The 21800-nt window shown below is 64.4% G+C and carries 21 protein-coding genes; 14 read left to right on the forward strand and 7 right to left on the reverse strand.

Features of this window, described 5'->3' with window-relative positions; genetic code table 11:
* Positions 1-61: 61 nt before the first annotated feature.
* On the forward strand, positions 62-574 hold the full coding sequence (locus ABIB78_RS08370; protein ID WP_429023545.1) for a thioesterase family protein: 513 nt from the start codon (positions 62-64) through the stop codon (positions 572-574).
* 95 nt (positions 575-669) lie between these two features.
* Here the strand turns inward: ABIB78_RS08370 and ABIB78_RS08375 are convergent, their stop codons facing one another.
* A complete protein-coding gene (locus ABIB78_RS08375; protein ID WP_016846258.1) occupies positions 670-843 on the reverse strand; it encodes a DUF1328 domain-containing protein in 174 nt (57 codons plus the stop codon).
* Between the two features lie 280 nt (positions 844-1123).
* On the opposite strand from ABIB78_RS08375, the gene ABIB78_RS08380 reads away from it, so the two are divergent.
* From ABIB78_RS08380 to ABIB78_RS08400, 5 genes are all read left to right on the forward strand, one after another.
* On the forward strand, positions 1124-3706 hold the full coding sequence (locus tag ABIB78_RS08380) for an ATP-dependent helicase (RefSeq protein WP_429023549.1): 2583 nt from the start codon (positions 1124-1126) through the stop codon (positions 3704-3706).
* Positions 3707-3769: 63 nt separating this feature from the next.
* The gene (locus ABIB78_RS08385; RefSeq protein WP_429023550.1) at positions 3770-4183 is read left to right on the forward strand and encodes a hypothetical protein; all 414 of its coding nucleotides are present in this window, start codon (positions 3770-3772) and stop codon (positions 4181-4183) included.
* Positions 4180-4869, forward strand: coding sequence for an OmpA family protein (locus ABIB78_RS08390; RefSeq protein WP_429023552.1), 690 nt, complete (start codon positions 4180-4182; stop codon positions 4867-4869). Before ABIB78_RS08385 ends, ABIB78_RS08390 begins: the two co-directional genes overlap by 4 nt.
* Positions 4870-5376: 507 nt before the next feature.
* Positions 5377-6300, forward strand: coding sequence for an ABC transporter ATP-binding protein (locus ABIB78_RS08395; RefSeq protein ID WP_429023554.1), 924 nt, complete (start codon positions 5377-5379; stop codon positions 6298-6300).
* The gene (locus tag ABIB78_RS08400; protein WP_429023556.1) at positions 6297-7058 is read left to right on the forward strand and encodes an ABC transporter permease; all 762 of its coding nucleotides are present in this window, start codon (positions 6297-6299) and stop codon (positions 7056-7058) included. The genes ABIB78_RS08395 and ABIB78_RS08400 overlap by 4 nt, the downstream gene beginning before the upstream one ends.
* A gap of 28 nt (positions 7059-7086) precedes the next feature.
* On the opposite strand, the gene ABIB78_RS08405 is transcribed toward ABIB78_RS08400, so the two are convergent.
* The gene (locus tag ABIB78_RS08405; RefSeq protein WP_429023558.1) at positions 7087-7416 is read right to left on the reverse strand and encodes a hypothetical protein; all 330 of its coding nucleotides are present in this window, start codon (positions 7414-7416) and stop codon (positions 7087-7089) included.
* A 354-nt stretch (positions 7417-7770) separates the two neighbouring features.
* Between ABIB78_RS08405 and ABIB78_RS08410 the strand changes: the two genes are divergently transcribed.
* The 3 genes from ABIB78_RS08410 to ABIB78_RS08420 all read left to right on the forward strand — a co-directional run bounded on the left by ABIB78_RS08410 (position 7771) and on the right by ABIB78_RS08420 (position 10362).
* Positions 7771-8559, forward strand: a complete 789-nt coding sequence (locus ABIB78_RS08410; protein ID WP_429023561.1) for a L,D-transpeptidase family protein — start codon at positions 7771-7773, stop codon at positions 8557-8559.
* Positions 8560-8819: 260 nt separating this feature from the next.
* Complete coding sequence (locus ABIB78_RS08415) at positions 8820-9668, forward strand: alpha/beta fold hydrolase (protein ID WP_429023564.1); 849 nt, start codon at positions 8820-8822, stop codon at positions 9666-9668.
* A gap of 136 nt (positions 9669-9804) precedes the next feature.
* Complete coding sequence (locus ABIB78_RS08420; RefSeq protein ID WP_429024037.1) at positions 9805-10362, forward strand: TetR/AcrR family transcriptional regulator; 558 nt, start codon at positions 9805-9807, stop codon at positions 10360-10362.
* Positions 10363-10570: 208 nt separating this feature from the next.
* Here ABIB78_RS08420 and ABIB78_RS08425 read toward each other — a convergent pair whose 3' ends face one another.
* The 3 genes from ABIB78_RS08425 to ABIB78_RS08435 all read right to left on the reverse strand — a co-directional run bounded on the left by ABIB78_RS08425 (position 10571) and on the right by ABIB78_RS08435 (position 14066).
* On the reverse strand, positions 10571-12835 hold the full coding sequence (locus tag ABIB78_RS08425; RefSeq protein ID WP_429023566.1) for a spermidine synthase: 2265 nt from the start codon (positions 12833-12835) through the stop codon (positions 10571-10573).
* A gap of 130 nt (positions 12836-12965) precedes the next feature.
* Positions 12966-13346 (reverse strand): DUF6915 family protein, encoded by a 381-nt coding sequence (locus tag ABIB78_RS08430; protein WP_429023568.1) that lies wholly within the window; start codon positions 13344-13346, stop codon positions 12966-12968.
* Positions 13347-13352: 6 nt separating this feature from the next.
* Complete coding sequence (locus ABIB78_RS08435; protein WP_429023570.1) at positions 13353-14066, reverse strand: hypothetical protein; 714 nt, start codon at positions 14064-14066, stop codon at positions 13353-13355.
* Positions 14067-14231: 165 nt separating this feature from the next.
* On the opposite strand from ABIB78_RS08435, the gene ABIB78_RS08440 reads away from it, so the two are divergent.
* On the forward strand, positions 14232-15839 hold the full coding sequence (locus tag ABIB78_RS08440; RefSeq protein WP_429024038.1) for a phytoene desaturase family protein: 1608 nt from the start codon (positions 14232-14234) through the stop codon (positions 15837-15839).
* 273 nt (positions 15840-16112) lie between these two features.
* On the opposite strand, the gene ABIB78_RS08445 is transcribed toward ABIB78_RS08440, so the two are convergent.
* Complete coding sequence (locus ABIB78_RS08445; protein WP_429023572.1) at positions 16113-16277, reverse strand: Flp family type IVb pilin; 165 nt, start codon at positions 16275-16277, stop codon at positions 16113-16115.
* 171 nt (positions 16278-16448) lie between these two features.
* Here ABIB78_RS08445 and ABIB78_RS08450 point away from each other — a divergent pair, with 171 nt between their 5' ends.
* Both ABIB78_RS08450 and ABIB78_RS08455 read left to right on the forward strand, forming a co-directional pair.
* A complete protein-coding gene (locus ABIB78_RS08450; RefSeq protein ID WP_429023574.1) occupies positions 16449-17333 on the forward strand; it encodes a 50S ribosomal protein L11 methyltransferase in 885 nt (294 codons plus the stop codon).
* Positions 17330-17836 carry a hypothetical protein gene (locus ABIB78_RS08455; protein ID WP_429023576.1) on the forward strand — a complete coding sequence of 169 codons (507 nt, stop codon included), beginning with the start codon at positions 17330-17332 and terminating at the stop codon, positions 17834-17836. Before ABIB78_RS08450 ends, ABIB78_RS08455 begins: the two co-directional genes overlap by 4 nt.
* A gap of 14 nt (positions 17837-17850) precedes the next feature.
* Here the strand turns inward: ABIB78_RS08455 and ABIB78_RS08460 are convergent, their stop codons facing one another.
* Positions 17851-18054 (reverse strand): hypothetical protein, encoded by a 204-nt coding sequence (locus ABIB78_RS08460; RefSeq protein WP_429023578.1) that lies wholly within the window; start codon positions 18052-18054, stop codon positions 17851-17853.
* 191 nt (positions 18055-18245) lie between these two features.
* On the opposite strand from ABIB78_RS08460, the gene ABIB78_RS08465 reads away from it, so the two are divergent.
* Positions 18246-20075 (forward strand): aminopeptidase P family protein, encoded by a 1830-nt coding sequence (locus ABIB78_RS08465; RefSeq protein ID WP_429023580.1) that lies wholly within the window; start codon positions 18246-18248, stop codon positions 20073-20075.
* 278 nt (positions 20076-20353) lie between these two features.
* Positions 20354-21649, forward strand: a complete 1296-nt coding sequence (locus tag ABIB78_RS08470; protein WP_429023582.1) for a multidrug effflux MFS transporter — start codon at positions 20354-20356, stop codon at positions 21647-21649.
* The last annotated feature ends 151 nt before the right edge of the window (positions 21650-21800 follow it).

Here is a 21800-nt window from a genome sequence, read left to right on the forward strand (position 1 = left end):
AAGTAGACGCCGGAGTCACAGAAAAGTTCATGCTCGAACGCCAACGAACCGGGGATGGAGAATGACTTCAGTGACTGCCGCCAGCGAGACGCCGATTCCGCCCGCCCCATTCAAATCTTCCGTGATGCAGATCGAGCCGCAATGGATCGATTACAACGGTCATCTCAACATGGCCTATTACAATGTGATGTTCGACCGCGCCATCGACGAGATGTGGCTGCAGCTCGGCATCGGGCCGGCCTATATGAAGGCGCGGCACTGCTCGACCTTCACCGCCGAGTGCCACGTCCGCTATCTCAGGGAAATCCATCTCGGCGACCCCGTGCAGGTCTCGGTCTACCTGCTCGGCGCCGACGAGAAGCGGCTGCACACGTTCGAGGAACTGCGCCACGCCACCGAGAGCTGGCTGTCGTCGACCTCGGAAAACCTCACGCTGCACATCGACATGGAGGCGCGCAAGGTGGCGCCGTTTCCGCCTGACATCCGCGCCCGGGCGCAAGCAATCGTGGACAGCTATGCAGGCGTGCCGCGTCCCGAGGGCATCGGCCGCAACGTGGCGATGCCCTCGAAGTAGCGAAGCGGTTTCATACGAAGGCTGTCCCGCACGTGATGCGGGATAGCCGCCGCTTCGCGCGAAGAAAACGCGTCAGACAAAGCGCCGCGGCCTCGCTAGACCCTTGTGCGGCCGCGCACCAAGCCGACCACCGCCGACACCAGGAACAGGATGACGGCGATGAAGAAGATCGCCTTGGCGATTTCGACCGAGGCGCCGGCGATGCCGCCAAAGCCCAGAATGCCCGCGATCAGGGCGATGACCAGGAACGTGACGACCCAGCTCAGCATGATCAAAACTCCGCTTCGTTTCCTTGCGCGGACTTCTGCCCGGCGCCGCACCTGTTGAAACAATCCTGCGGGAAATCGCTGGTTCCTGAGCGTGAAACCGCGAAATTTTCGCCGATTTCAGGAACCAAACCGGGGGCGCGCTGCTGCCAAAACCGTTCCTGTCGGCCGTGATAAAACCTGTCAAAACGGCCGATCAGGCCCTATATGGCCCTCAATCCCTGTTAAGAAGGCTCCCCTTCACCGTCCCGCGGTGCCATCGTGGGGCCGAGACGATTCGCCAATGACCGAGCCGAGCAAATTGCCCCATCACGGCGTTCCCGAGCACCAGCCGGTGGCTGGCGGCATCGCCGCGCGGGCGCGGGCGGCGGCGGGCGCTCCGCAATATCTCAACGGCCTCAATCCGGAGCAGCGCGAGGCGGTCGAGACGCTTGACGGCCCGGTGCTGGTGCTCGCCGGCGCCGGCACCGGCAAGACGCGGGTCCTGACCACGCGCATCGCGCATATCCTGAGCCAGGGCCGCGCGCGGCCGCAAGAAATCCTGTCGGTGACATTCACCAACAAGGCGGCGCGCGAGATGAAGCTGCGGCTCGGCCAGATGCTGGGCCAGGCGGTCGAGGGCATGCCGTGGCTCGGCACCTTCCACTCGATCGGCGGCCGCATCCTGCGCATCCATGCCGAGCTGGTGCAGCTCAAATCCAACTTCACGGTGCTCGACGTCGACGACCAGGTGCGGCTGCTGAAGCAGTTGCTGCAGGCCGAGAACATCGACGACAAGCGCTGGCCGGCGCGGATGCTGGCCGGCCTGATCGACAGCTGGAAGAACCGCGGGCTGTCGCCGTCGCAGGTGCCGGCGGGCGAGGCCGCCTCGTTCGGCAACGGCAAGGGCGGCAAGATCTACGCGACCTACCAGGAGCGGCTGAAGATTCTCAACGCCGCCGACTTCGGCGATCTCCTGCTCGAGAACATCAGGCTGTTCCGTGAGAATCCGGACGTTCTCCGGCAGTACCAGAGCCGCTTCAAGTTCATCCTGGTCGACGAATATCAGGACACCAACGTCGCGCAATATCTGTGGTTGCGCCTGCTGTCGCAGGCGCCGTCTTCCTCCACCTCGCCCCGCTTGCGGGGAGAGGTCGGATTGCGAAGCAATCCGGGTGAGGGGGATTCTCCGCAGACCGTGCTCGCTGAAGCAGCCCCTCACCCCGACCCTCTCCCCGCGAAGGGCGGAGCGAGGGAGCAGATCGCGCTTGCCGCAGCGACTTCCCAAGCTCCGCTCAAGAACATCTGCTGCGTCGGAGACGACGACCAGTCGATCTATGGCTGGCGCGGCGCCGAGGTCGACAACATCCTGCGCTTCGAGCACGATTTCCCCGGCGCCAAGGTCATCCGCCTCGAGCGCAATTATCGCTCCACCGGCCATATCCTGGCCGCCGCCTCGCATCTGATCGCGCACAATGAAGGCCGGCTCGGCAAGACGCTGCGTACCGAGGATGTCGACGGCGAGAAGGTCACCGTCACCGGCTCCTGGGACTCGGAAGAGGAAGCGCGCGCGATCGGCGAGGAGCTCGAGGAGCTGCAGCGATCAGGCGAGAACCTCAACAACGTCGCGATTCTGGTCCGCGCCTCGTTCCAGATGCGCGAGTTCGAAGACCGCTTCGTCACGCTCGGCCTGCCCTACCGCGTGATCGGCGGCCCCAGATTCTATGAGCGCGCCGAAATCCGCGATGCGCTGGCCTATTTGCGCACCATCAACTCGCCGGCCGACGATCTCGCCTTCGAGCGCATCGTCAACGTGCCCAAACGGGGGCTCGGCGATGCCACCGTGCAGATGCTGCACGACCATGCCCGCAAGCGCCGCATTCCGCTGTTCGAGGCGGCTCGCGCCGTGGTCGAGACCGACGAGCTGAAGCCGAAGGCGCGCGGGTCCTTGCGCGATCTCGTCATGCAGTTCGACCGCTGGCGCGCCCAGCGCGAAGTCATCTCGCATACCGCGCTCGCCGAGATCGTGCTCGACGAGAGCGGCTATACCGAGATGTGGCAGAAGGACCGCTCGGCGGACGCCGCGGGCCGGCTGGACAACCTCAAGGAGTTGGTGCGCTCGATGGAGGAATTCGAGAACCTGCAAGGGTTTCTCGAACATATCTCGCTGGTGATGGACCGCGACGGCGACGCCGGCGACGAGGCGGTGTCGCTGATGACGCTGCATTCGGCCAAGGGCCTGGAATTCGACAACGTGTTCCTGCCGGGCTGGGAGGAAGGCCTGTTCCCGAGCCAGCGCACGCTGGACGAACAAGGCCGTGCCGGGCTCGAGGAGGAGCGCCGCCTCGCCCATGTCGGGCTGACCCGCGCGCGCCGCCGCGCGAAGATCTATTTCGCCACCAACCGCCGCATCCATGGCACCTGGTCGACCACGATCCCGTCGCGCTTCCTCGACGAGTTGCCGGCGCACAATGTCGAGATCACCGAATCCAAGGGCGGATCGGGCTGGGGCGGCAGCGGCGGCTACGGCGCCTCGCGTTTCGACAACCTCGAATCATTCGGCTCGAGCTATTCGACCCCGGGCTGGCAACGCGCCCAGGCCAACCGCAATCGCGGCGGCGGGGGACGTAGTGGCGGCTTCGAGGAGCGGCAATCCTCCTTTTCGTCCGATGCCTTCAATCGGACCAAGCGCGGCCCGATGGTCATCGAGGGCGAGCTGGTGGCGAAATCCACCGGCACGACGTCGGAATTTTCGCCGGACGACCGGGTGTTTCACCAGAAATTCGGCTACGGCCATGTGGTGAAGATCGACGGCAACAAGCTGACCATCGCCTTCGAAAAGGCCGGCGAGAAGAAGGTGGTCGACAGCTTTGTGGAACGGGCGTGACAGAGAGGCCTTCTCTGTTCGTAGCCCTTGACCCCAGTTGAATTCATGGGTTGAGATGGCCCCATGGTCCGGGGTGGGTTTTTCCTTTTAGTCGTCGTGCTCACTGCGCCGTCGCTGGCGGTCGCGGAGACGATGAGCTTTGGCGATTCTGCAGCGCAGCTCGCCAAGGCTTGCGGCGCTGACATCACCGCGAACTGCCGCGGCGTCAACCTCGACTCCAACCGCCTCAAGGAATGCCTGTCGCGCAACCGCGACGTGATCTCGCCGCAGTGCAAGGAGAGCTACTTCTCCACCCTTGATGCGATCCAGAAGCGGATCGCGGCGCGCGTGACTGTTGCGAATGCGTGCGCCCGCGAGATCGTCAAGGTCTGCGGCGGCTCGACCAAGGAGACCAGCAAATCGGTGCCCTGCCTCGTCAGCGCCAAGGGCCTCAGCCGCAATTGCGCCCAGGCGATCAATGACGCGGGGTATCAATGATGCGGCCGTCGAGGCGAGGCCTGCGCGATCCCGGCCTTTTGGGCCTGCTCGGCACGCTGGTGTTGCTGGCGATGCCGCTCGCGCCGGCGCATGCGCAAACCGCCATCACACGCGACGACGTCATCGCCAAGCTGAATCATTTCGAGACCGATGCCGAGATCGACGTCCCCGCGTTGCGCCAGCAGGTGCTCGAACGATCGCGGTCGCGATCGAGGAACGAGCCACCGCCCTCGAGCCGCCCGCCGATCGCCCCCGACCTGACCAAGCTGCCGACGTTCAATGTCGACATCCGGTTCGACGTCGACACGCCGATCGTGATGCCGGAGTCGTACCAGACCGTCGGGCGCATCGCCGATGCGCTGACGCACGCCTCGCTGCTGCCGTACACCTTCCTGATCGTCGGTCACATCGAATCGACGGGACGGCGCGAGAACAACGTGCTGCTGAGCCAGCGCCGCGCCGACGCGATCCGCGACATCCTGGTCAACACCTTCAAGATCACGGCGAAGCGCCTGCAATCGGTCGGACTTGGCGAAGAGCAATTGCTCGATCCCGCCCGCGCCAATGCGCCGGTCAACAACCAGGTGCAGATCATGCTGGTCGCGAAGGTCGCCGATAGCGTGCCGCCCGCGCACCCCGCCCCGGCGGCGGCCAAGAAGCCGGCGAAACCGGCGAAGCGGCACTGATTCGATTGAGTAGCACGGACGTTGGAACTGCGTCGCCTCTCCCGCTTGCTGGCAGGGCTACCGCATACGGCTATCGGCCAGAGCCCATAGCCCAGCCATGACAACACGTCAGTCGCAGAAGTCCGCAAGTGCCATATGCGATGGCATCGGGCGAGGGGCGCCTCTACGATTTCGGGATAATAGAAGAGGACCACTGATTTGCCCGACGAGTCAAGTTGCCGTGTCCACCGGCAGCCGCCGACTCCTTTGCATGGGGTTGTTTTCGATATTTTGGCAGTGCGCCCCTGCCACGGCAGGCTATCAGCCTCGTTCGATAGCCCGGCCATGACGTGGACACGTCAGTTGCAGAAGCCCGCAAGCCGGAGAGCCCACGCCGCAGAATAAATTTCTCCCTTGCCGGGCGATTGAAGAACGGACCGTACGTTCCTATCTGCGCTTGACCCCGCATCGCGCCCCGCCCGGGCCCCAATCCGTGCGAGTCCCCCTCCCTCACGCTTCCGATCCTCCATGTCGCCGATCATTTCCGTATCCAATCTTTCAAAGACCTACGGCTCCGGTTTCAAGGCGCTGAAGGGCATCAATCTCGATATCGTCAAAGGCGAGATCTTCGCGCTGCTCGGGCCGAACGGCGCCGGCAAGACCACGCTGATCAGCATCATCTGCGGCATCGCCAATCCGAGCGATGGCCGCATTACGATCGGCGGGCACGACATCATCGGAGACTATCGCGCGGCGCGGTCGATGATCGGGCTGGTTCCGCAGGAACTGCACACCGACGCATTCGAATCGGTCTGGGCAACCGTCAGCTTCAGCCGTGGCCTGTTCGGCAAGCCGAAGAACCCCGCCCATATCGAAAAGGTGCTGCGCGACCTGTCGCTGTGGGACAAGAAGGACGACAAGATCATCACGCTGTCCGGCGGCATGAAGCGCCGCGTGATGATCGCCAAGGCGCTATCGCACGAGCCGCAGATCCTGTTCCTCGACGAGCCCACCGCCGGCGTCGACGTCGAATTGCGCAAAGGCATGTGGGAAGTGGTCCGCACGCTGCAGGCTTCCGGCGTCACCATCATCCTGACCACCCACTACATCGAGGAAGCCGAGGAGATGGCCGACCGCATCGGCGTCATCAACAAGGGCGAGATCATCCTGATCGAGGACAAGGCGACCTTGATGCAGAAGCTCGGCAAGAAGGAGCTGACGCTGCAATTGCAGAACAGGCTTGAGGCCATTCCCGCAGTTCTGTCCGCTTACAATCTCGAACTGTCCGGCGATGGCCGCACCGTGACCTACGACTACGATACCAAGGGCGATCGCACCGGCATCACCAGCCTGCTCAACGATCTGCGCAATGCCGGCATCCGGATCTCCGATCTCGATACGAAGCAATCCTCGCTTGAGGACATCTTCGTCAGCATCGTGAGGGCGCCATGAACTATCGCGCAATCCGGGCCATCTATCTGTTCGAAATGGCGCGCACCTGGCGCACGCTGCTGCAGAGCATCGTCTCGCCGGTGGTGTCGACATCGCTCTATTTCGTGGTGTTCGGCGCCGCGATCGGCTCGCGCATCACAGAGGTCGAGGGTGTCAGCTACGGCACCTTCATCGTGCCGGGGCTCGTGATGCTGTCGGTGCTGACGCAGAGCATTTCCAACGCCTCGTTCGGCATCTACTTCCCGAAATTCGTCGGCACGATCTACGAGATCCTGTCGGCGCCGATCTCCTATTTCGAGATCGTGGTCGGCTATGTCGGCGCCGCCGCCACCAAATCGATCATCCTCGGCCTGATTATCCTCGCGACAGCCGGCTTGTTCGTGCCGCTGCATATCGCCCATCCGGTGTGGATGCTGACCTTCCTGGTGCTGACGGCCGTCACCTTCAGCCTGTTCGGCTTCATCATCGGCATCTGGGCCGACGGCTTCGAGAAGCTGCAGATGATCCCGATGCTGGTGGTGACGCCGCTGACCTTCCTCGGCGGCAGCTTCTACTCGGTGAACATGCTGCCGTCGGGTTGGCGCACCATCACGCTGCTCAATCCCGTGGTCTACCTGATCTCCGGCTTCCGCTGGAGCTTTTACGAGATCGCGGATGTCAGCGTCCCGCTGAGCCTCGGCATGACGATCGGATTCCTGGTGGCCTGCATGGCCATCGTGGCGTGGATCTTCAAGACCGGCTACCGGCTCAAGAACTGACGCTTGTAGCCGGGCTACGCGCCTATCATCAGTAACAATGGAAATGGCCGTGGCGGTAATAGCCGCGGCAGCGGTGGCCACGGCGGTAGCCACGATCCGGGATGCCGAAGACGCCCTTGACCGCGCCCATGGCGCCGCCGACGCCGGCGCCGACGGCGCCTCCGACCACGCCGCCCACCGGGCCGCCGATCCGGTTGCCCTCATAGGCGCCCTCATGGGCCCCGCGGACGATACCCTGGGCACGGCCGGCATGAGGGACTGCGACCAGCGCCAAAGCGAAGGCTGCGACTGCAAGCGGGACCCGCGCGGAGAGGCCGGCTCGGACGACGGCCGCGGTCTTAACCTTGGTATTGTTCATCTGGATTCCTTAAAACGCGACGCGATTGCGCCGCCGGACGGCATTGTGAAACGCCCATGCGGCCAAATGGTTGCGCCAAGATGATCTATTGTTTGAGCATGAAACCGCTGCGCACTTTTCCGGATCATGCTCCCGGCCAATTGCGGCGGTTGTCGCGGCCTGCTCGCGAAAAAGTCAGCACGGCGTGACCGGCAGGCCCGGCTTCGGCCTTGTTTGCGCCGCGCCCGGGATCAACGATAGGCCCTCATCGATGGCCTTGGCCCGCTACTGGAACCAAATTCGGATTCCGTGCATATTGGTTGCCGGGGACGGAGAGCCGCGGCTTCGCGGTCAGGCCTGGAGGCCAAAGGTAAAATGCGTTCGTTCCTCATTGCGTTCACTTCCGTGATGCTGTTCACGGCCGGCGCCGCGCAGGCCAAGGTCGATATCACCATCGACAAGGACAACCAGCAGATGACCGTCGCAGTCGACGGCGTCGCGCGCTATCACTGGCCGGTCTCGACCGGCATCCCCTCGCGCGAAACGCCGAGCGGCAGCTTCCGCGCCTTCCGCATGGAAGAGGATCACTACTCCAAGGAATTCGACGACGCGCCGATGCCGCATTCGATCTTCTTCACCAAGATCGGGCACGCGATTCACGGCACCGACTCGGTGAACCGCCTTGGCACGCCGGCCTCGCATGGCTGCGTGCGGCTGTCGCGCGACAACGCAACGACGCTCTACGCGCTGGTCCAGAGGGAAGGCGTGCTCAACACCTCGGTCACGCTGACCGGTTCGTCCCAGGTCGCGCTGGCGCGCAATCCGCGCGGGCGCAACGGCACCGCGGTCGCCCGCCGCGCGCCGCAGCAATATGACGAGCAGTCCGCTACCGCTGGCGACCCCGTCGTGCTGACGCCGCAGCCGCGCGAATATCCGGCGCAGGCCCGCGCCGATGACGGCTACATCTATCCGGCCGACGGCAGCTCGACCGCGCAGCGCTACCCGGCGCCGCCGTCAAGCCGCCGCGTCTACGACGCGCAGGCCTATGGCCAGCAGCAGTATTACGGCAACCAGGGCTACGCGCCGGCGCCGCAAGGCTACTATCAGCCGCGTCCGTACTACCAGCAGCAGCGCAGCTTCTACGGCAACAGCTATCAGGACTGAGACGCGCTCCTGATCCGCTGGCGGCGGCGCCATCGCGCGCCGTCAGCTCCGAAGGCCTCCTCACCGGCTTGTGACCGTCTTAAAGGGCCCGCGACGTCATGCGCCGTGGCCCGTCGCCGCGTCGTCATCTGATTGTAAAATTAGCCCGGTATTCGGCGGCAATGGCGCCCGCTTCGCCACGGAAGGGCCGATTCACGCGGAATGCCCCCATGAAATCAGGGCCAGAAGCGCGGGTCACGTACGCAAGTTCAGAGGTCAAAATGAAACGGGGCATCGTTGTCCTTTGCCTGTGCATCGTGGCGATGGCCGCCTACTACACGACGGACAAATGGGCGATCCGTCACGTAACGGTGACGTTCAATGATATCCTGCGCGACGACCGCAGCGTGGCGGTCGAGATCGCGATCCGTCGTGACCGGGAAATGCAGGCCGTTGCCGAGATGGTCGAGCTGCCGGTCGCGATCCTGAGCCACGGCAACACCGTCAAGAACACCGAGTACTCGTTCCTCACCAATGTGTTCGCCTCGCGCGGCTACCTCGTGATCAGCGTTCAGCATGATCTCGATACCGATGCACCGATGGTGACCAAGGTCGGCGAGGAATATGTTGGCCGCCGCATGCAATACAATCGCGGTGTCTTGAACATCATGGCTGCGATCAACGACATCAAGAAGCTTTATCCGAATGCGGATTATCGTCACCTGACGCTGATCGGTCACTCCAACGGCGGCGACATCTCGATGTTCTTCGCCAAGCAGCATCCCGACCTGGTCAAGAAGGTCGTGACGTTGGACAATCTGCGCGTCCCCTTCATCACCGACGGCAAGATCAAGATCCTCTCGTTCCGATCCAGGGATCCGCATTTCAAGGCCGACCCCGGCGTCGTTCCTGACGACGAGATCTGCGCCAAGGCCGGGATCAAGGTGATCAGAACCGAGTTCCAGCACAACGACCTCAGCGACCGCGGCCCTGACAGCGCGAAGTCGTCGATCCAGGCCGGCGTGCAGCAATTCCTCGACGAGGACACCGGCGAGAGCACGCCGGCGATGCCGCTGCTGGCCGCTTCGGCGTCCACGTCTGCGAATGCAACGCCGGCGGAGACGAAATAGCTTGTCGAGGTGACCGACGTGGAGCTGGCGCGCTCCGGCGCGACCACGCAGCACCTACGCATGCACGTTGCGATAGCCTATGGCAACGAGCCAGATTGCGGAAACCAGGAAATAGAACGCGCCAAAGCCAGAGCGGATTCTCGATGTCGCGCAGTCTCTCATCGTCGCGGGAGGCTATAACGGATTCAGCTATGCCGACACCTCGGATACGATCGGCATCAGGAAGGCGAGCATCCACCACCACTTCCCGACCAAGGCCGAATTGGTCGCGGCGCTGGTGGATCGTTACAGGCAGCAGACGGAGCTGGGCCTGAAGGCTCTTCAAGAGCAGTTCGCTAGCCCGGCCGGCCAACTACAGTCTTATGTGAACTTCTGGCAGACCTGCATTCGAGACGCCTCGTTGCCCTTCTGCGTCTGCGCGATGCTTGCCGGCGAGATGCCGATGTTGCCGGAAGAGGTCGCATCTCGCGTCCGCGCCTATTTCCATCATCTCGCACGATGGCTTACGTCGGTGCTAGAGGCTGGAGCGGCACAGCACCTGTTCCGGCTGGAGAAGCGGCCGGAAGAGGAGGCCCAAATGCTGATGGCATCGGTCCATGGAGCAATGCTCTCTGCGAGAGCTTTCGACGATGCCGGACTGTTTGTCGCGATCGTCAAACCCCAGATTGCAAAGTTGCTGGTACCGGACTGCTAGAGCATGATCCGGAAAAGTGCGAAGCGGTTTTCCGGAACGATCATGCTCAAACAATGAACTAAGGCGCGATGACGATTCACCCCAATCGCATCGCGCTTTAGAGAGTTGTCGGGGCGAAAGTCGTCAACAGATGATCGGTTAGGGCCGGAGCCGTCATCCGGCGCTTCGCTCGGCTTGCAGGGTCTGGCGACAACGAGACCGCTCAGACCTACTGCTCGCCGTCACGCAAGCGCCGATAGACCGCACCCAGCACGTTCGAATAGTCGTCGGTCCAGACCCGCTGCTTCTCGTCGGCGTCGGTCTCGGTCCAGACGTCCGACGATGCGAGCGTGCCGACATCGGCCTCCTCGCGCGCGGAGACCACGACAGAGGTCGAGAAGATGTACTCGTTGTCGCGGCCGGAATCCTCGCTGTAGACCCAGCTTTTCATGTCGTTGGCATCGGCGATGCCGACCACGACGCTGGCGAGTTCGAGATGGCGGTTGGAGACGTGCATCACGACCGCGCCCTCCGGCGCCAGCTTCTCCTTGTAGATCGCCATCGCCTCTTCGGTCGCGAGATGGATCGGGATCGCGTCCGACGAATAGGCATCGACGATGATGAGATCGTAGACACCGTCCGGCTCCTTGGCGAAGGTCAGCCGCGCGTCGCCGATCACAGGCTTCAGCTTCGGCTCGCAATTCTGGATGTAGGTGAAGTATTTCGGGTCGCGCGCGGTATCGACCATCGACTGGTCGATCTCGAAGAATCGCCAATCCTCGCCGGGGGCCGACGCGCAGGTCAGCGTCCCCGAACCGAGCCCGATCACCGCCACTTTCAGCGGCGCGCCCTTGCGCTCGCGGATCGCGGTGATCGCCCGCCCGATGCCGCCATCCTTGTGATAGTAGCTGATCGGCTCCGGCCGCCCGGTAACCGGCGTCCCGTCGTCGTTCCTGAACTTCTCGGCGCCGTGGATCGTGGTGCCGTGCATCAGCACGTGATACTGCCCGTTCGTCGTCACCACGATCTTGTGGACGCCGAAGAAGCTACGCACGGTTTCGACGCGGCCATGGTCGGATGGATAGGCGCGCAGCACCACCAGCGCGACGACGACGGTCGCAAAAATCTTCCAGCGGTTGGCGTTCAGCGTCAGCGCCAGCAGCGCCGAGAGCACGCCGACTGCGCCGATCACCCAGACCCGGTGGTCGTCGAACCAGTTGAACATATCGCCGGCCGAATGGCTTGGCGCGATCAACGCCACCGCCAGCACCGCAAGGAACGGCCAGTACCAGGCGCTCCAGCGCGGCAGCCGCTCCGCGCCGCCGGGCGGACGGCACAGCGCCGCAAGCGCGAGCAGGATCGGATATTCGGCGACCCATGAGAACGTGAACGGCGCGATCAGCCCCGCGAACAGGCCGCCCAGCATGCCGCCGAACGACAGCGCGACGTAGAAGCCGGTGAGATATTTCGCCGCCGGGCGGGTGCGTGCGAGTTCGCCGTGACAGGCCATCGCGATGATGAAGAAGCAGAGCTGATGGCCGCCGAGCGTCAACAGCAGGTTCTGCTCGCCGCCGACCGCGAGCAGGATCACGACGCCGGCAATCGCCAGCGGCTGTGCCAGCAGCATCCATTTGTGCGGCAGCAACGGCCGCGACTGGAACACCAGCACCCAGGTCAGGAGATACAGCGACAGCGGGAGCACCCAAAGCAAGGGAGCCGCCGCGACGTCGGTCGAGATATGCGCTGTCACCGCGATTAGGAGGCCGGACGGCACCGCGGCCAGGAAGATCCAGCGCGCCCGCAGCGCCCACGACGGCGCCGGCGCGTTGGCATCATCGACTTGCATGTTGCGTGCAGCGGCATTGGCCGGCGACCGCAACAGCAGCACGCCACAACCCGAGATCAGGACGATCAGCGATCCATAGCCGCCGGTCCAGATCAGGTTCTGGGTGCGCAACGTGAACATCGGCTCCAGCAGCACCGGATAGGACAGCAGCGCCAGGAAGCTGCCGATGTTCGACGACGCGTAGAGGAAATACGGGTCGGGGCCGTCGGGGTGCCCGGTGCGCACGAACCAGGCCTGCAGCAGCGGGTTGTTGGCGGCGAGCGCGAAGAACGGCAGGCCGATCGAGACTACGAACAGGCCGAGCAGCCAGATCGCATAGCCCGAGGTTGGCGGCTCGCCCCAGCCACTCCGGATCGACAGCGGCAATGTCAGCAGCGCGACGACGAGCAGCACCAGATGCACAGCGATCGGCACAACACGGCTGTTCAGCTTCATCAGCAGATGCGCGTAGGCGTAGCCGCCGAGCAGCAGCGACTGGAAAAACACCATTGCCACCGACCACACCGCCGGCGAGCCGCCGAGCCGCGGCAGCACCATCTTGGTGAACAGCGGCTGCACCGAGAACAGCAACAGGGCGCTGACGAAGATCGCGGCGGTGTAGACAACCAGCACCAGCCGGTTTCGCGAAGCGGTCGGCTCAGATGTCATGAAAGCTCCGGCATGGATCCGGCGGGCGCCGGAGGCGGACGGTCCGGCAGATCAACACCGGGCGCCATGTATTGAATCATAGGGGCATGCACCGGGCAACACGGGCACCGATGCCAATCGCTTGAACTGCTCAGGTGACACGGGCGTCGGCGGCGCCTTCCGTACCGGGGGCGTCCATTTGCGGCCGGAACGGCGTACGTCCCATCCAGGGCTGAATCTCAAGATGCTGCAACCAATCCTTGACCGAGGGAATCCAGCCGAGATCGTCCTTGACGTGCTGCTCGCCGACCGTGCGCACCGGCACCTGCTTGCCGGCGCTGTTGGTCAACGTTGCGCCGAAGATGGCTTCGCACAAGAAGATACCTTCGCTGTGGTGGCGAAGCGCACGATGCCGCACGTCGGCCAGATGCGCCTTGCTCTCGTCGAACCAGTCGTGGATCGGGAGATAATCCTCTGGTGTTCCGCCGAACAGGCGCGCGGAGCGGACTGCATGATGATAGGGATGCGCCATCGCAGGCTACCTCACGATCTCGATATTGCAGGTCACCGGATCGGCGCCAGGGTCGTCAATCACGGTGCAGGCGTCGAGATCGACTGTGAACGCACCATAGAGGACATGTTCGCCGGTGCCATAGCCGCTGCCGAGCAGCATCGTCGCAAACTCCGTGCACAACCAATCGCGAACAAAGGAGGCGATCTGGTTGCGCTCGCTGGCGCCGTCGTGCCGGCTCGTCACCCCGCGGGCGACTAGCCGATCGAGCAGCTTGCGCTCGACAAGCTGCTCCACGAGCGTGTCCGCGTCGATGCGCGTTCCGTCGCGAGGCGTGGCACTGTCGAGCCAGGTAAATCCCTCGTCATTGCCGCCGTCATAGCGGCAGTAGAGCCGTTGCACGCCGAGATCGCGGAGCACCGGTACCGCGGCCGCGAGCAGACGCTGCCGGGCAAAGGCGGCGTGCGCGGCGCGCGCTCCATGCCCGGCTGCGACCGCCTGCGCGTTTTGCGCGGCCGGAGGTCTCCGGCCGCGCAGGCGATCCCAGAGGCTCGGTCGCGGAAACGGGACCCTTTCGGGAGCCGGCGGTTCGGGCGGGACGTCCAGAGAAAAGTGAACGGGACCGTGGACCCCGCCGTATCCCGGCGCCGGCAGGTAGACAAATTGGTCGGCGCGCGGCGGTGGTGGATCGGAATTGTCGTCCGACCACTCGATATCGCTTTGATCGAAAACAAACGGCATGGGTGCTCCACGGCTTCGGGGGCGGGACATGAGCCGACCATTTCTCGCAGACAAGTTGCGGCCCCGCACAATCGCCGTCGAACTATCGTATCTGGATCGGTACGGTTTTGTGACCCGACGCGGCCCGCTGTGGTGAGATACGGACATTCGGACTATAGAAGCGCCATGTCCAATCGAGAATATGATGCCGCCATCATCGGTGCGGGGCATAACGGCCTCACTTGCGCAGCCTATCTCGCGATGGCGGGGTTGCGGGTGAAGGTCGTGGAACGCCGCAAGGTGGTCGGCGGCGCCGCCGTCACCGAAGAGTTCTGTCCGGGCTTCCGCAATTCGGTCGCCGCCTACACGGTGAGCCTGCTCAACCCGCAAATCATTTCTGACCTGAAACTTGCCGATCACGGCCTCAAGATCGTCGAGCGGCGCGCCCAGAACTTCCTTCCCGCGCCCGACGACAGTTACCTGCTGACCGGCGAAGGCCGCACCCAGCAGTCGGTCGCGAAGCTCAGCGAGCGCGACGCAGCCACAATCGGCGTGTTCTCGAGGGAACTCGAAGCCATCGCCGACGTCCTGCGCCAATTCGTGCTGCGCGCGCCGCCGAACCTCGTCGAGGGCTTTGGCATCGGCGCCATGAGCGAGGCCTTCAATGCGCTTGGCACCGCCAACATCCTGCGGCGGCTATCGCTGGAACAACAGCGCGACCTGCTCGACCTGTTCACGCGATCGGCCGGCGAGATACTCGACGAGCGTTTCGAGAACGACCTCGTCAAGGCGCTGTTCGGCTTCGATGCCATCGTTGGCAATTATGCGAGCCCCTACGCGGCGGGCTCAGCCTATGTGATGCTGCATCATGCGTTTGGCGAGGTGAACGGCAAGAAGGGTGTCTGGGGCCACGCGATCGGCGGCATGGGTGCGATCACCCAGGCGATGGCAAGCGCTGCGCGCAGCCATGGTGTCGAGATCGATACCGATGCGCCCGTCCGCGAGGTGATCGTCGAGAAGGATCGCGCCACCGGGGTCATCCTCGACGATGGCAAGACCGTCCGCGCCAAATATGTCGTCTCGAACGTCAATCCGAAGCTGCTGTACACTCGCCTGGTGCCGGGGGGCGCACTGGCGGGCGAATTCCTCGCGCGCATCTCACGCTGGCAGAACGGGTCCGGCACATTCAGGATGAATGTAGCGCTGAGCGCCCTGCCCTCGTTCAGCGCGCTGCCCGGCCCAGGCGATCACCTCACCGCGGGCATCATCATCGCCCCAAGTCTCGGCTACATGGATCGCGCCTGGCGCGATGCGCGCGAATTCGGCTGGAGCCGCGCGCCCGTCGTCGAGGTGCTGATCCCCTCGACGCTCGACGACAGTCTGAGTCCGCCGGGCCAGCATGTCGCGAGCCTGTTTTGCCAGCACGTCGCGCCGCAACTGCCCGACGGCAAATCGTGGGACGACCATCGCGAGGAGGTCGCCGATCTGATGATCGCAACCGTCGACCGGTATGCGCCCGGCTTCGCGGGCACCGTGGTCGGCCGCCAGATCCTGTCGCCGCTCGACCTCGAGCGGCAATTCGGCCTGCTCGGCGGCGACATCTTTCACGGCGCGCTGACGCTAAACCAGCTGTTCTCGGCGCGGCCGATGCTCGGCCATGCCGACTACCGCGGGCCTCTCCGAGGTCTCTACCATTGCGGGTCTGGCGCCCATCCCGGCGGCGGCGTCACCGGCGCCCCCGGGCACAACGCCGCGCGAGCTATCCTGGCCGACCATCGCGCGCTGTTCTCATAGAGCGGACGACGCATCACGCGCACCGATGGCGTGGCAAGCTGTGGACAGGCTTGTTGAGAAGCTGTGGATCTGCGGTGGGCGGACCCGGTGCCTTTGACGCGAAAGCCGGTGGACATCACGGTGGACCGGCTGTGCAGCGAAGGGGGACAACCCCGGGACAACGCGCTTGATGTCTTCTTGACAGGTCGCGTGAGACTCTGTGGACAAGCTGCCAAAAGAAAACACCGGGCGACGGATCACCCGGTGTTTCCCTGAGAACGCCGTCTGCGAAATTTACTTCAGCGAGCCGGCAATCGTGCTGAACGTCCCGCTCAAATTCGTGCCGACGCCATTCACCGCGGCGATGATGGCGATGGCGATGCCGGTGGCAATCAGTCCGTATTCGATGGCGGTCGCGCCGGACTCATTCTGCAAGAATCTAACGATAAAAGCCTTCATTGCTGCCCTGCCGTTGGTTGTGATGCCTTGGAACGAACGGTGTTCCCGAGTTCCTCCACCGTAGTAGTACGGCGGTATCTAAGGTTGTCTGAATCGCGAACCTATCAATTCTCGCGATATTCGATTGAATCTGGCTTGAAATTTTAACAAAAACCGCGCTACCGGCGTCCGATGACCCCGTCCACACACCGCGCCAGCATCACCCTTTCCGACGAATCGACCGCAAAGCGCGTGGTAGACGCGCTTTCCGAGCTGTTTTTCGAGGATCAGGCGGCTTTTGCGGCTTTCGAACGGCCGGATGCCCGCTGGGACGTCACGGTCCATTTTGCCGAAGCGCACGACCAATCCTTACTCCGTGAGCTGGTCGGACAGGTGGTGCGGCAGGATGTCGCATCGACTTTGGTATTTGATACCGTGGAAGCGAAGGACTGGGTCAAGGCCAGCCTGGAGGACCTTGTCCCGGTCGCGGCCGGCCGCTTCATCGTCCACGGCCAGCATGACCGGCTCAAGGTACCGCCCAACAAGCTCGGGATCGAGATCGAGGCGGCGCTCGCCTTCGGCACCGGCCATCACGGCACCACGCGCGGCTGCCTGCTGCTGCTCGACCACGTGCTGAAGGCATACCAGCCCCGCCGCGTGCTCGATCTCGGCACCGGGACTGGCGTGCTGGGGATCGCCGCCGCCAAGGCGCTGCACGGCAAGGTGCTGGCCAGCGACATCGACCCGCCGTCGGTCAGGGTCGCCGCGGAGAACGCCCGGCTCAACGGGGCAGGACATCTTGTGGACGTGATCCGCGCCACCGGATTTGCAGCGCCGCGCTTTGCGGAAGATGGTCCGTTCGATCTCGTGCTCGCCAACATCCTCGCCAATCCGCTGCGGCAGCTGGCCGGGCCGATGGCGCGCCACCTCGCTTCGTTCGCGCAGGTGATTCTCTCCGGCCTGCTGACGCACCAGGCGCCGGCCGTCATCGCCGCCTATCGGGCCCGCGGGCTGGTGCCGCTCCGGCATCTGAAGATCGAGGGCTGGAGCAGCCTGCTGCTGCGTTCCGTGAAATGACCGCGACCGGCAGACAGTGCGGCGACTGCACGCTCTGCTGCAAGGTGATGGCGATCGAGGAGCTGGCAAAGCCCGCCAACGCATGGTGTCCGCATTGCGAGCCGGGACGCGGCTGCCGGACCTACCCGAGCCGGCCGGCGGAATGCCGCTCGTTCAGCTGCGTCTGGCTGGTCAACGAGCTTTTGGAGGAGCACTGGAAGCCCTCCCGATCGAAGCTTGTCCTGACCACATCCGAAGACGGCCTCGAGGTCAGATGCGATCCGGGCTTCCCGGACGCCTGGCGCAGGCAGCCGTTTTGCAACGAGCTCAAGGAATGGGCGATATCCGGCCAGACGCTCGACATGACCATCGTCGTCATCGTCGGTCAGCGCATGACGCTGCTGACGCCCGAGCGCGACTTCGATCTGGGTATCGTCGGCTCCGATGAGCGGATCGTGCGCGAACTCGAAGGCACCAAGGTCGTCGGTGTGACCGTGGTGAAGGTGTCCGACCTCGGGCAGTAAACGCGATCTGCAGGTTATTTCGGCGCGTCGGAATCGCGGCCGGCGGTCTCGACCTTGTCCTGACCGGCTGCGCGGCCCTGATTTGCTCCGCGCCTTGCCCGCGCTTCGGCGAAGCGGTCCAGCATCTGAACGATGACGCCACGTTGCTTCTGTTCGATCGGAGCGATCGGGCCGCGGGGGGCCGGCGGCGAGATCTTCTCAAACGTGAATGCAGGCATCGTGCATCTCCTCACCGTTGAGTTGAGACACTCCTGGACACTCCCCGTACGCTTGACCGATGACGCGTAGTGGACATCGTCCGGCCAGTTCTACTATGTCATGTTTCAAGCATAAGTTATGCCAAAAATATGGTCACGCTTGACTGCGCTTGCGCGAAGATCATGCTCCATCCGAAGAGAGTGCGACAGTGATGTTCGAAGCCCATTTCCAGACGTTCGAAGAGCCCGAAGGCGGCGTGGCGCTGACCGCACGGCTGAGCGCGTTGCGCGAGGAACTGGCGCGGCGCAAGCTGACGGGATTTGTGGTTCCGCGCGCCGATCAGCAGCAGAATGAATATGTTGCCGCGTCCGAGGAGCGGCTTGCCTGGCTGACCGGCTTCACCGGATCGGCCGGACTCGCGATCGTGCTGAGCAAGGAAGCCGCCCTGTTCGTCGACGGCCGCTACACGCTGCAGGCCGCCAAGCAGGTCGACCGCAAGGCCTGGCAGGTCGAGCCGCTGGTCGAGCCACCGCCGGAGCATTGGGTGACCCGGCATCTGGCGGCCGGCGACCGCCTCGGATTTGACCCCTGGCTGCACACTTCTGCGGCAGCCGAACGGCTGGCGGCCGCCTGCACCAAGGCCGGTGCCGAGCTGGTCGCCGTCGACAGCAACCCTGTCGACACGATCTGGCACGAACGGCCGGCCCCGCCGCTCGGCCCGGTCACGGTCCACGGCGCGCAGTTCTCCGGCGAGATCGAGGCCGAGAAGCTGAAGCGCATCCGGATCGAAATCAACCGGCTCGGCGTCGATGCGCTGGTGCTCTCCGACAGCCACGCGGTGGCCTGGACCTTCAACATCCGCGGCGCCGACGTCTCGCATACGCCGTTGCCGCTGTCCTATGCGCTGGTGCCGAAGGACGGCCGGCCGCTGGTGTTCATCGATCACCGCAAGCTGTCCAACGCGACCCGCGACCATCTCGAGCAATCGGCCGATGTCGAGGAGCCGGCGGCGCTGGCGCCAAAACTCACCGAGCTCGCCAAGCGCGGCGCCTCGGTCGCGCTCGACAGTGCGACCGCCGCCGATGCGCTGAGCCGCCTGATCACGGGCGCCGGCGGCAAGCCGGTGCGCGGCAGCGACCCGGTCAGCCTGCTGAAGGCGGTCAAGAACCTCACCGAGATCGAAGGCACGCGCACGGCGCATCGGCGCGACGCGGTGGCGCTGACGCGCTTCCTCGCCTGGATCGACCGCGAGGCGCCCTCAGGCCACCTCACCGAGATCGACACCGTCGAGGCGCTGGAAACTTTCCGGCGCCAGACCGGCGCGCTGAAGGACGTTTCGTTTCCGACCATCGCCGGCACCGGGCCGAACGGCGCCATCGTGCATTACCGCGTGACGCGCAAGAGCAACCGCCGCATCGAGCCTGGCGATCTCCTGCTGATCGATTCCGGCGCGCAATATCAGGACGGCACCACCGACGTCACCCGCACTATCGCGATCGACAAGCCGTCCGACGAGATGCGCGATCGCTTCACCCGCGTGCTGCGCGGCCATATCGCGATCGCCCGCGCGATATTCCCCGACGGCACCACCGGCGCACAGCTCGATACGCTGGCGCGGCAATATCTCTGGCAGGCCGGGATCGATTTCGAGCATGGCACCGGCCACGGCGTCGGCAGCTATCTCAGCGTCCATGAAGGCCCGGCGCGGATTTCCAAGCTCGGCACCACGCCGCTGAAGCGCGGCATGATCCTGTCCAACGAGCCCGGTTACTACAAGACCGACGCCTACGGCATCCGGATCGAGAACCTCGAGCTCGTGATCGGCACCGACATTGCCAGCGCCGAGAAGCCGGTCAACGCATTCGAGACCCTGACGCTGGCGCCAATCGATCGCCGCCTGATCGAGGTGAGCATGCTGAGCCAAGGCGAATTGAGTTGGCTCAACGACTATCACGCCCGCGTCGCGCGTGTGGTGCGTCCGCATCTCGACGACAACGCCACCAAGCTGTGGCTGGACGAGGCGACCGCGGCGCTGACGTAGCGGCGGGCGCAAGCATCCGCACACTCAGTGTCATCCCCGCTATCGGTGTCATCCCCCGCGAAAGCGGGGGATCCAGTACGCCGCGGCCGATCGGCTAAAAACTCCGCCCTCTGGAATACTGGGTCCCCCGCTTTCGCGGAGGACGACAGTAGGAGATGTTGCGCGAGACGAAACATCAGCGCTGCACCTCCTGAAATCGCATGGGCGTATGCCGAAACACCCGTATTCCGCGCGGACGGGCACGCTACAGTCTTTCCACAATGCTGGATCGGACCTGAATGCACGGCGTGACGGGGAAGCCGCCCGGCGCGGCCCAAGACAACCAAGACAACAAGGACAGCATCGCGACATCGAAGGTCATGCTGCTGATGCTCGTCGTGATGACGGGCGTCGCGCCGATCTCGCTTTATATGCTGGTTCCGGCACTGCCGGTGCTGGCGACCACGTTCGGCCGCGATATCTCGATCGCGCAGATGACCGTGTCGCTCTACATGGTCGGCATTGCTCTCTCGCAGCTGATCATGGGGCCGCTGTCCGACAAGTTCGGCCGCCGCCCGGTGCTGCTCGCCGGCCTCGGCCTGATGGTCGTGGCCGGCGTCGGCTCGGTGTTTGCCGAGACCCTGCCGCAGCTGATCGCGGCGCGCTTCCTCCAGGCGCTCGGCGGCGCCAGCGGCATGGTGATCAGCCGCGCCATGATCCGCGATCTCTATCCGCGCGAGCGGGTCGGCGCCATGATCAGTCTCGTCGTCGCCGCGCTGATGATCGCGCAGATGGTGAGCCCGCTGACCGGTGGTCTTCTGGAGACCACGGTCGGCTGGCGCGCGATCCTCTATTTCATCACCGCGGCGTCGCTGACCGTCGCGATCTTCATCGCGCTGGCCTTGCCCGAGACCCGTCGCGACCGCGCCGACAGTTCGAGCTTTCGCGGCGATCTCGGCAGGCTGATGCGAAGCCGCGCCTTCGTCGGCTATCTCTTGTGCCAGGTGCTGGCGTCGCAGATCATCTTCGCCTTCGCGGGCGGCGGTCCCTATATCGTGGTGACCCAGATGGGCCGCAGCAGCGCCGAATACGGCGCCTGGTTTGCGATGACGGGGTTCGGCTACTTTGTCGGCAATCTGCTGTGCGTGCGCTTCGCGCCGCGGCACTCGCTGGAAAGGCTGATCTGGTTCGGCCTCGCGCTGCAGGTCGGCGGCAGCCTGTTGAACCTGATCTGGAGTCTTGCGGGGCTGAACCAAGCCCCGCTCTGGCTGTTCGGCACCCAGATGATCGTGATGGTCGCCAACGCCTTCGTGATGGCCAATTCGGCCGCCGGCGCCATCAGCATCCGGCCCGAGGCCGCCGGCACCGCCTCCGGCGCCATGGGTTTCCTGCAGCAGGGCATCGGCTCGCTGATCTCGCAATTCGGCGCCTATCTCGGCGGCCACTCGTCGACCACGCTGCCGCTGACCTCGGCGATATCAGCGATCTCGATCGCCTGCGCCTGCACCATGATCTTCGTCGTGCCGCGGCGGAAATTGGTGGTGAGCGAAGAGCTGATCGCGCAGGCCGAGGAGGATGAGCAGGGGATGATGTGAGGCATGCGCGCCGCACCCTCAACTCGTCGTCCCCCGCGCATGCGGGGATCCAGTACGCCGCGGCCCATCGAGTGAAGCATCGCCGTCTCTGGGATACTGGGTCACCCGCCTTCGTGGGTGACGACAGCTGAGAATGGCGCGACGGCGCGTG

The sequence above is a fragment of the Bradyrhizobium sp. I1.14.4 genome (assembly GCF_050435825.1).
Lineage (GTDB): Bacteria > Pseudomonadota > Alphaproteobacteria > Rhizobiales > Xanthobacteraceae > Bradyrhizobium.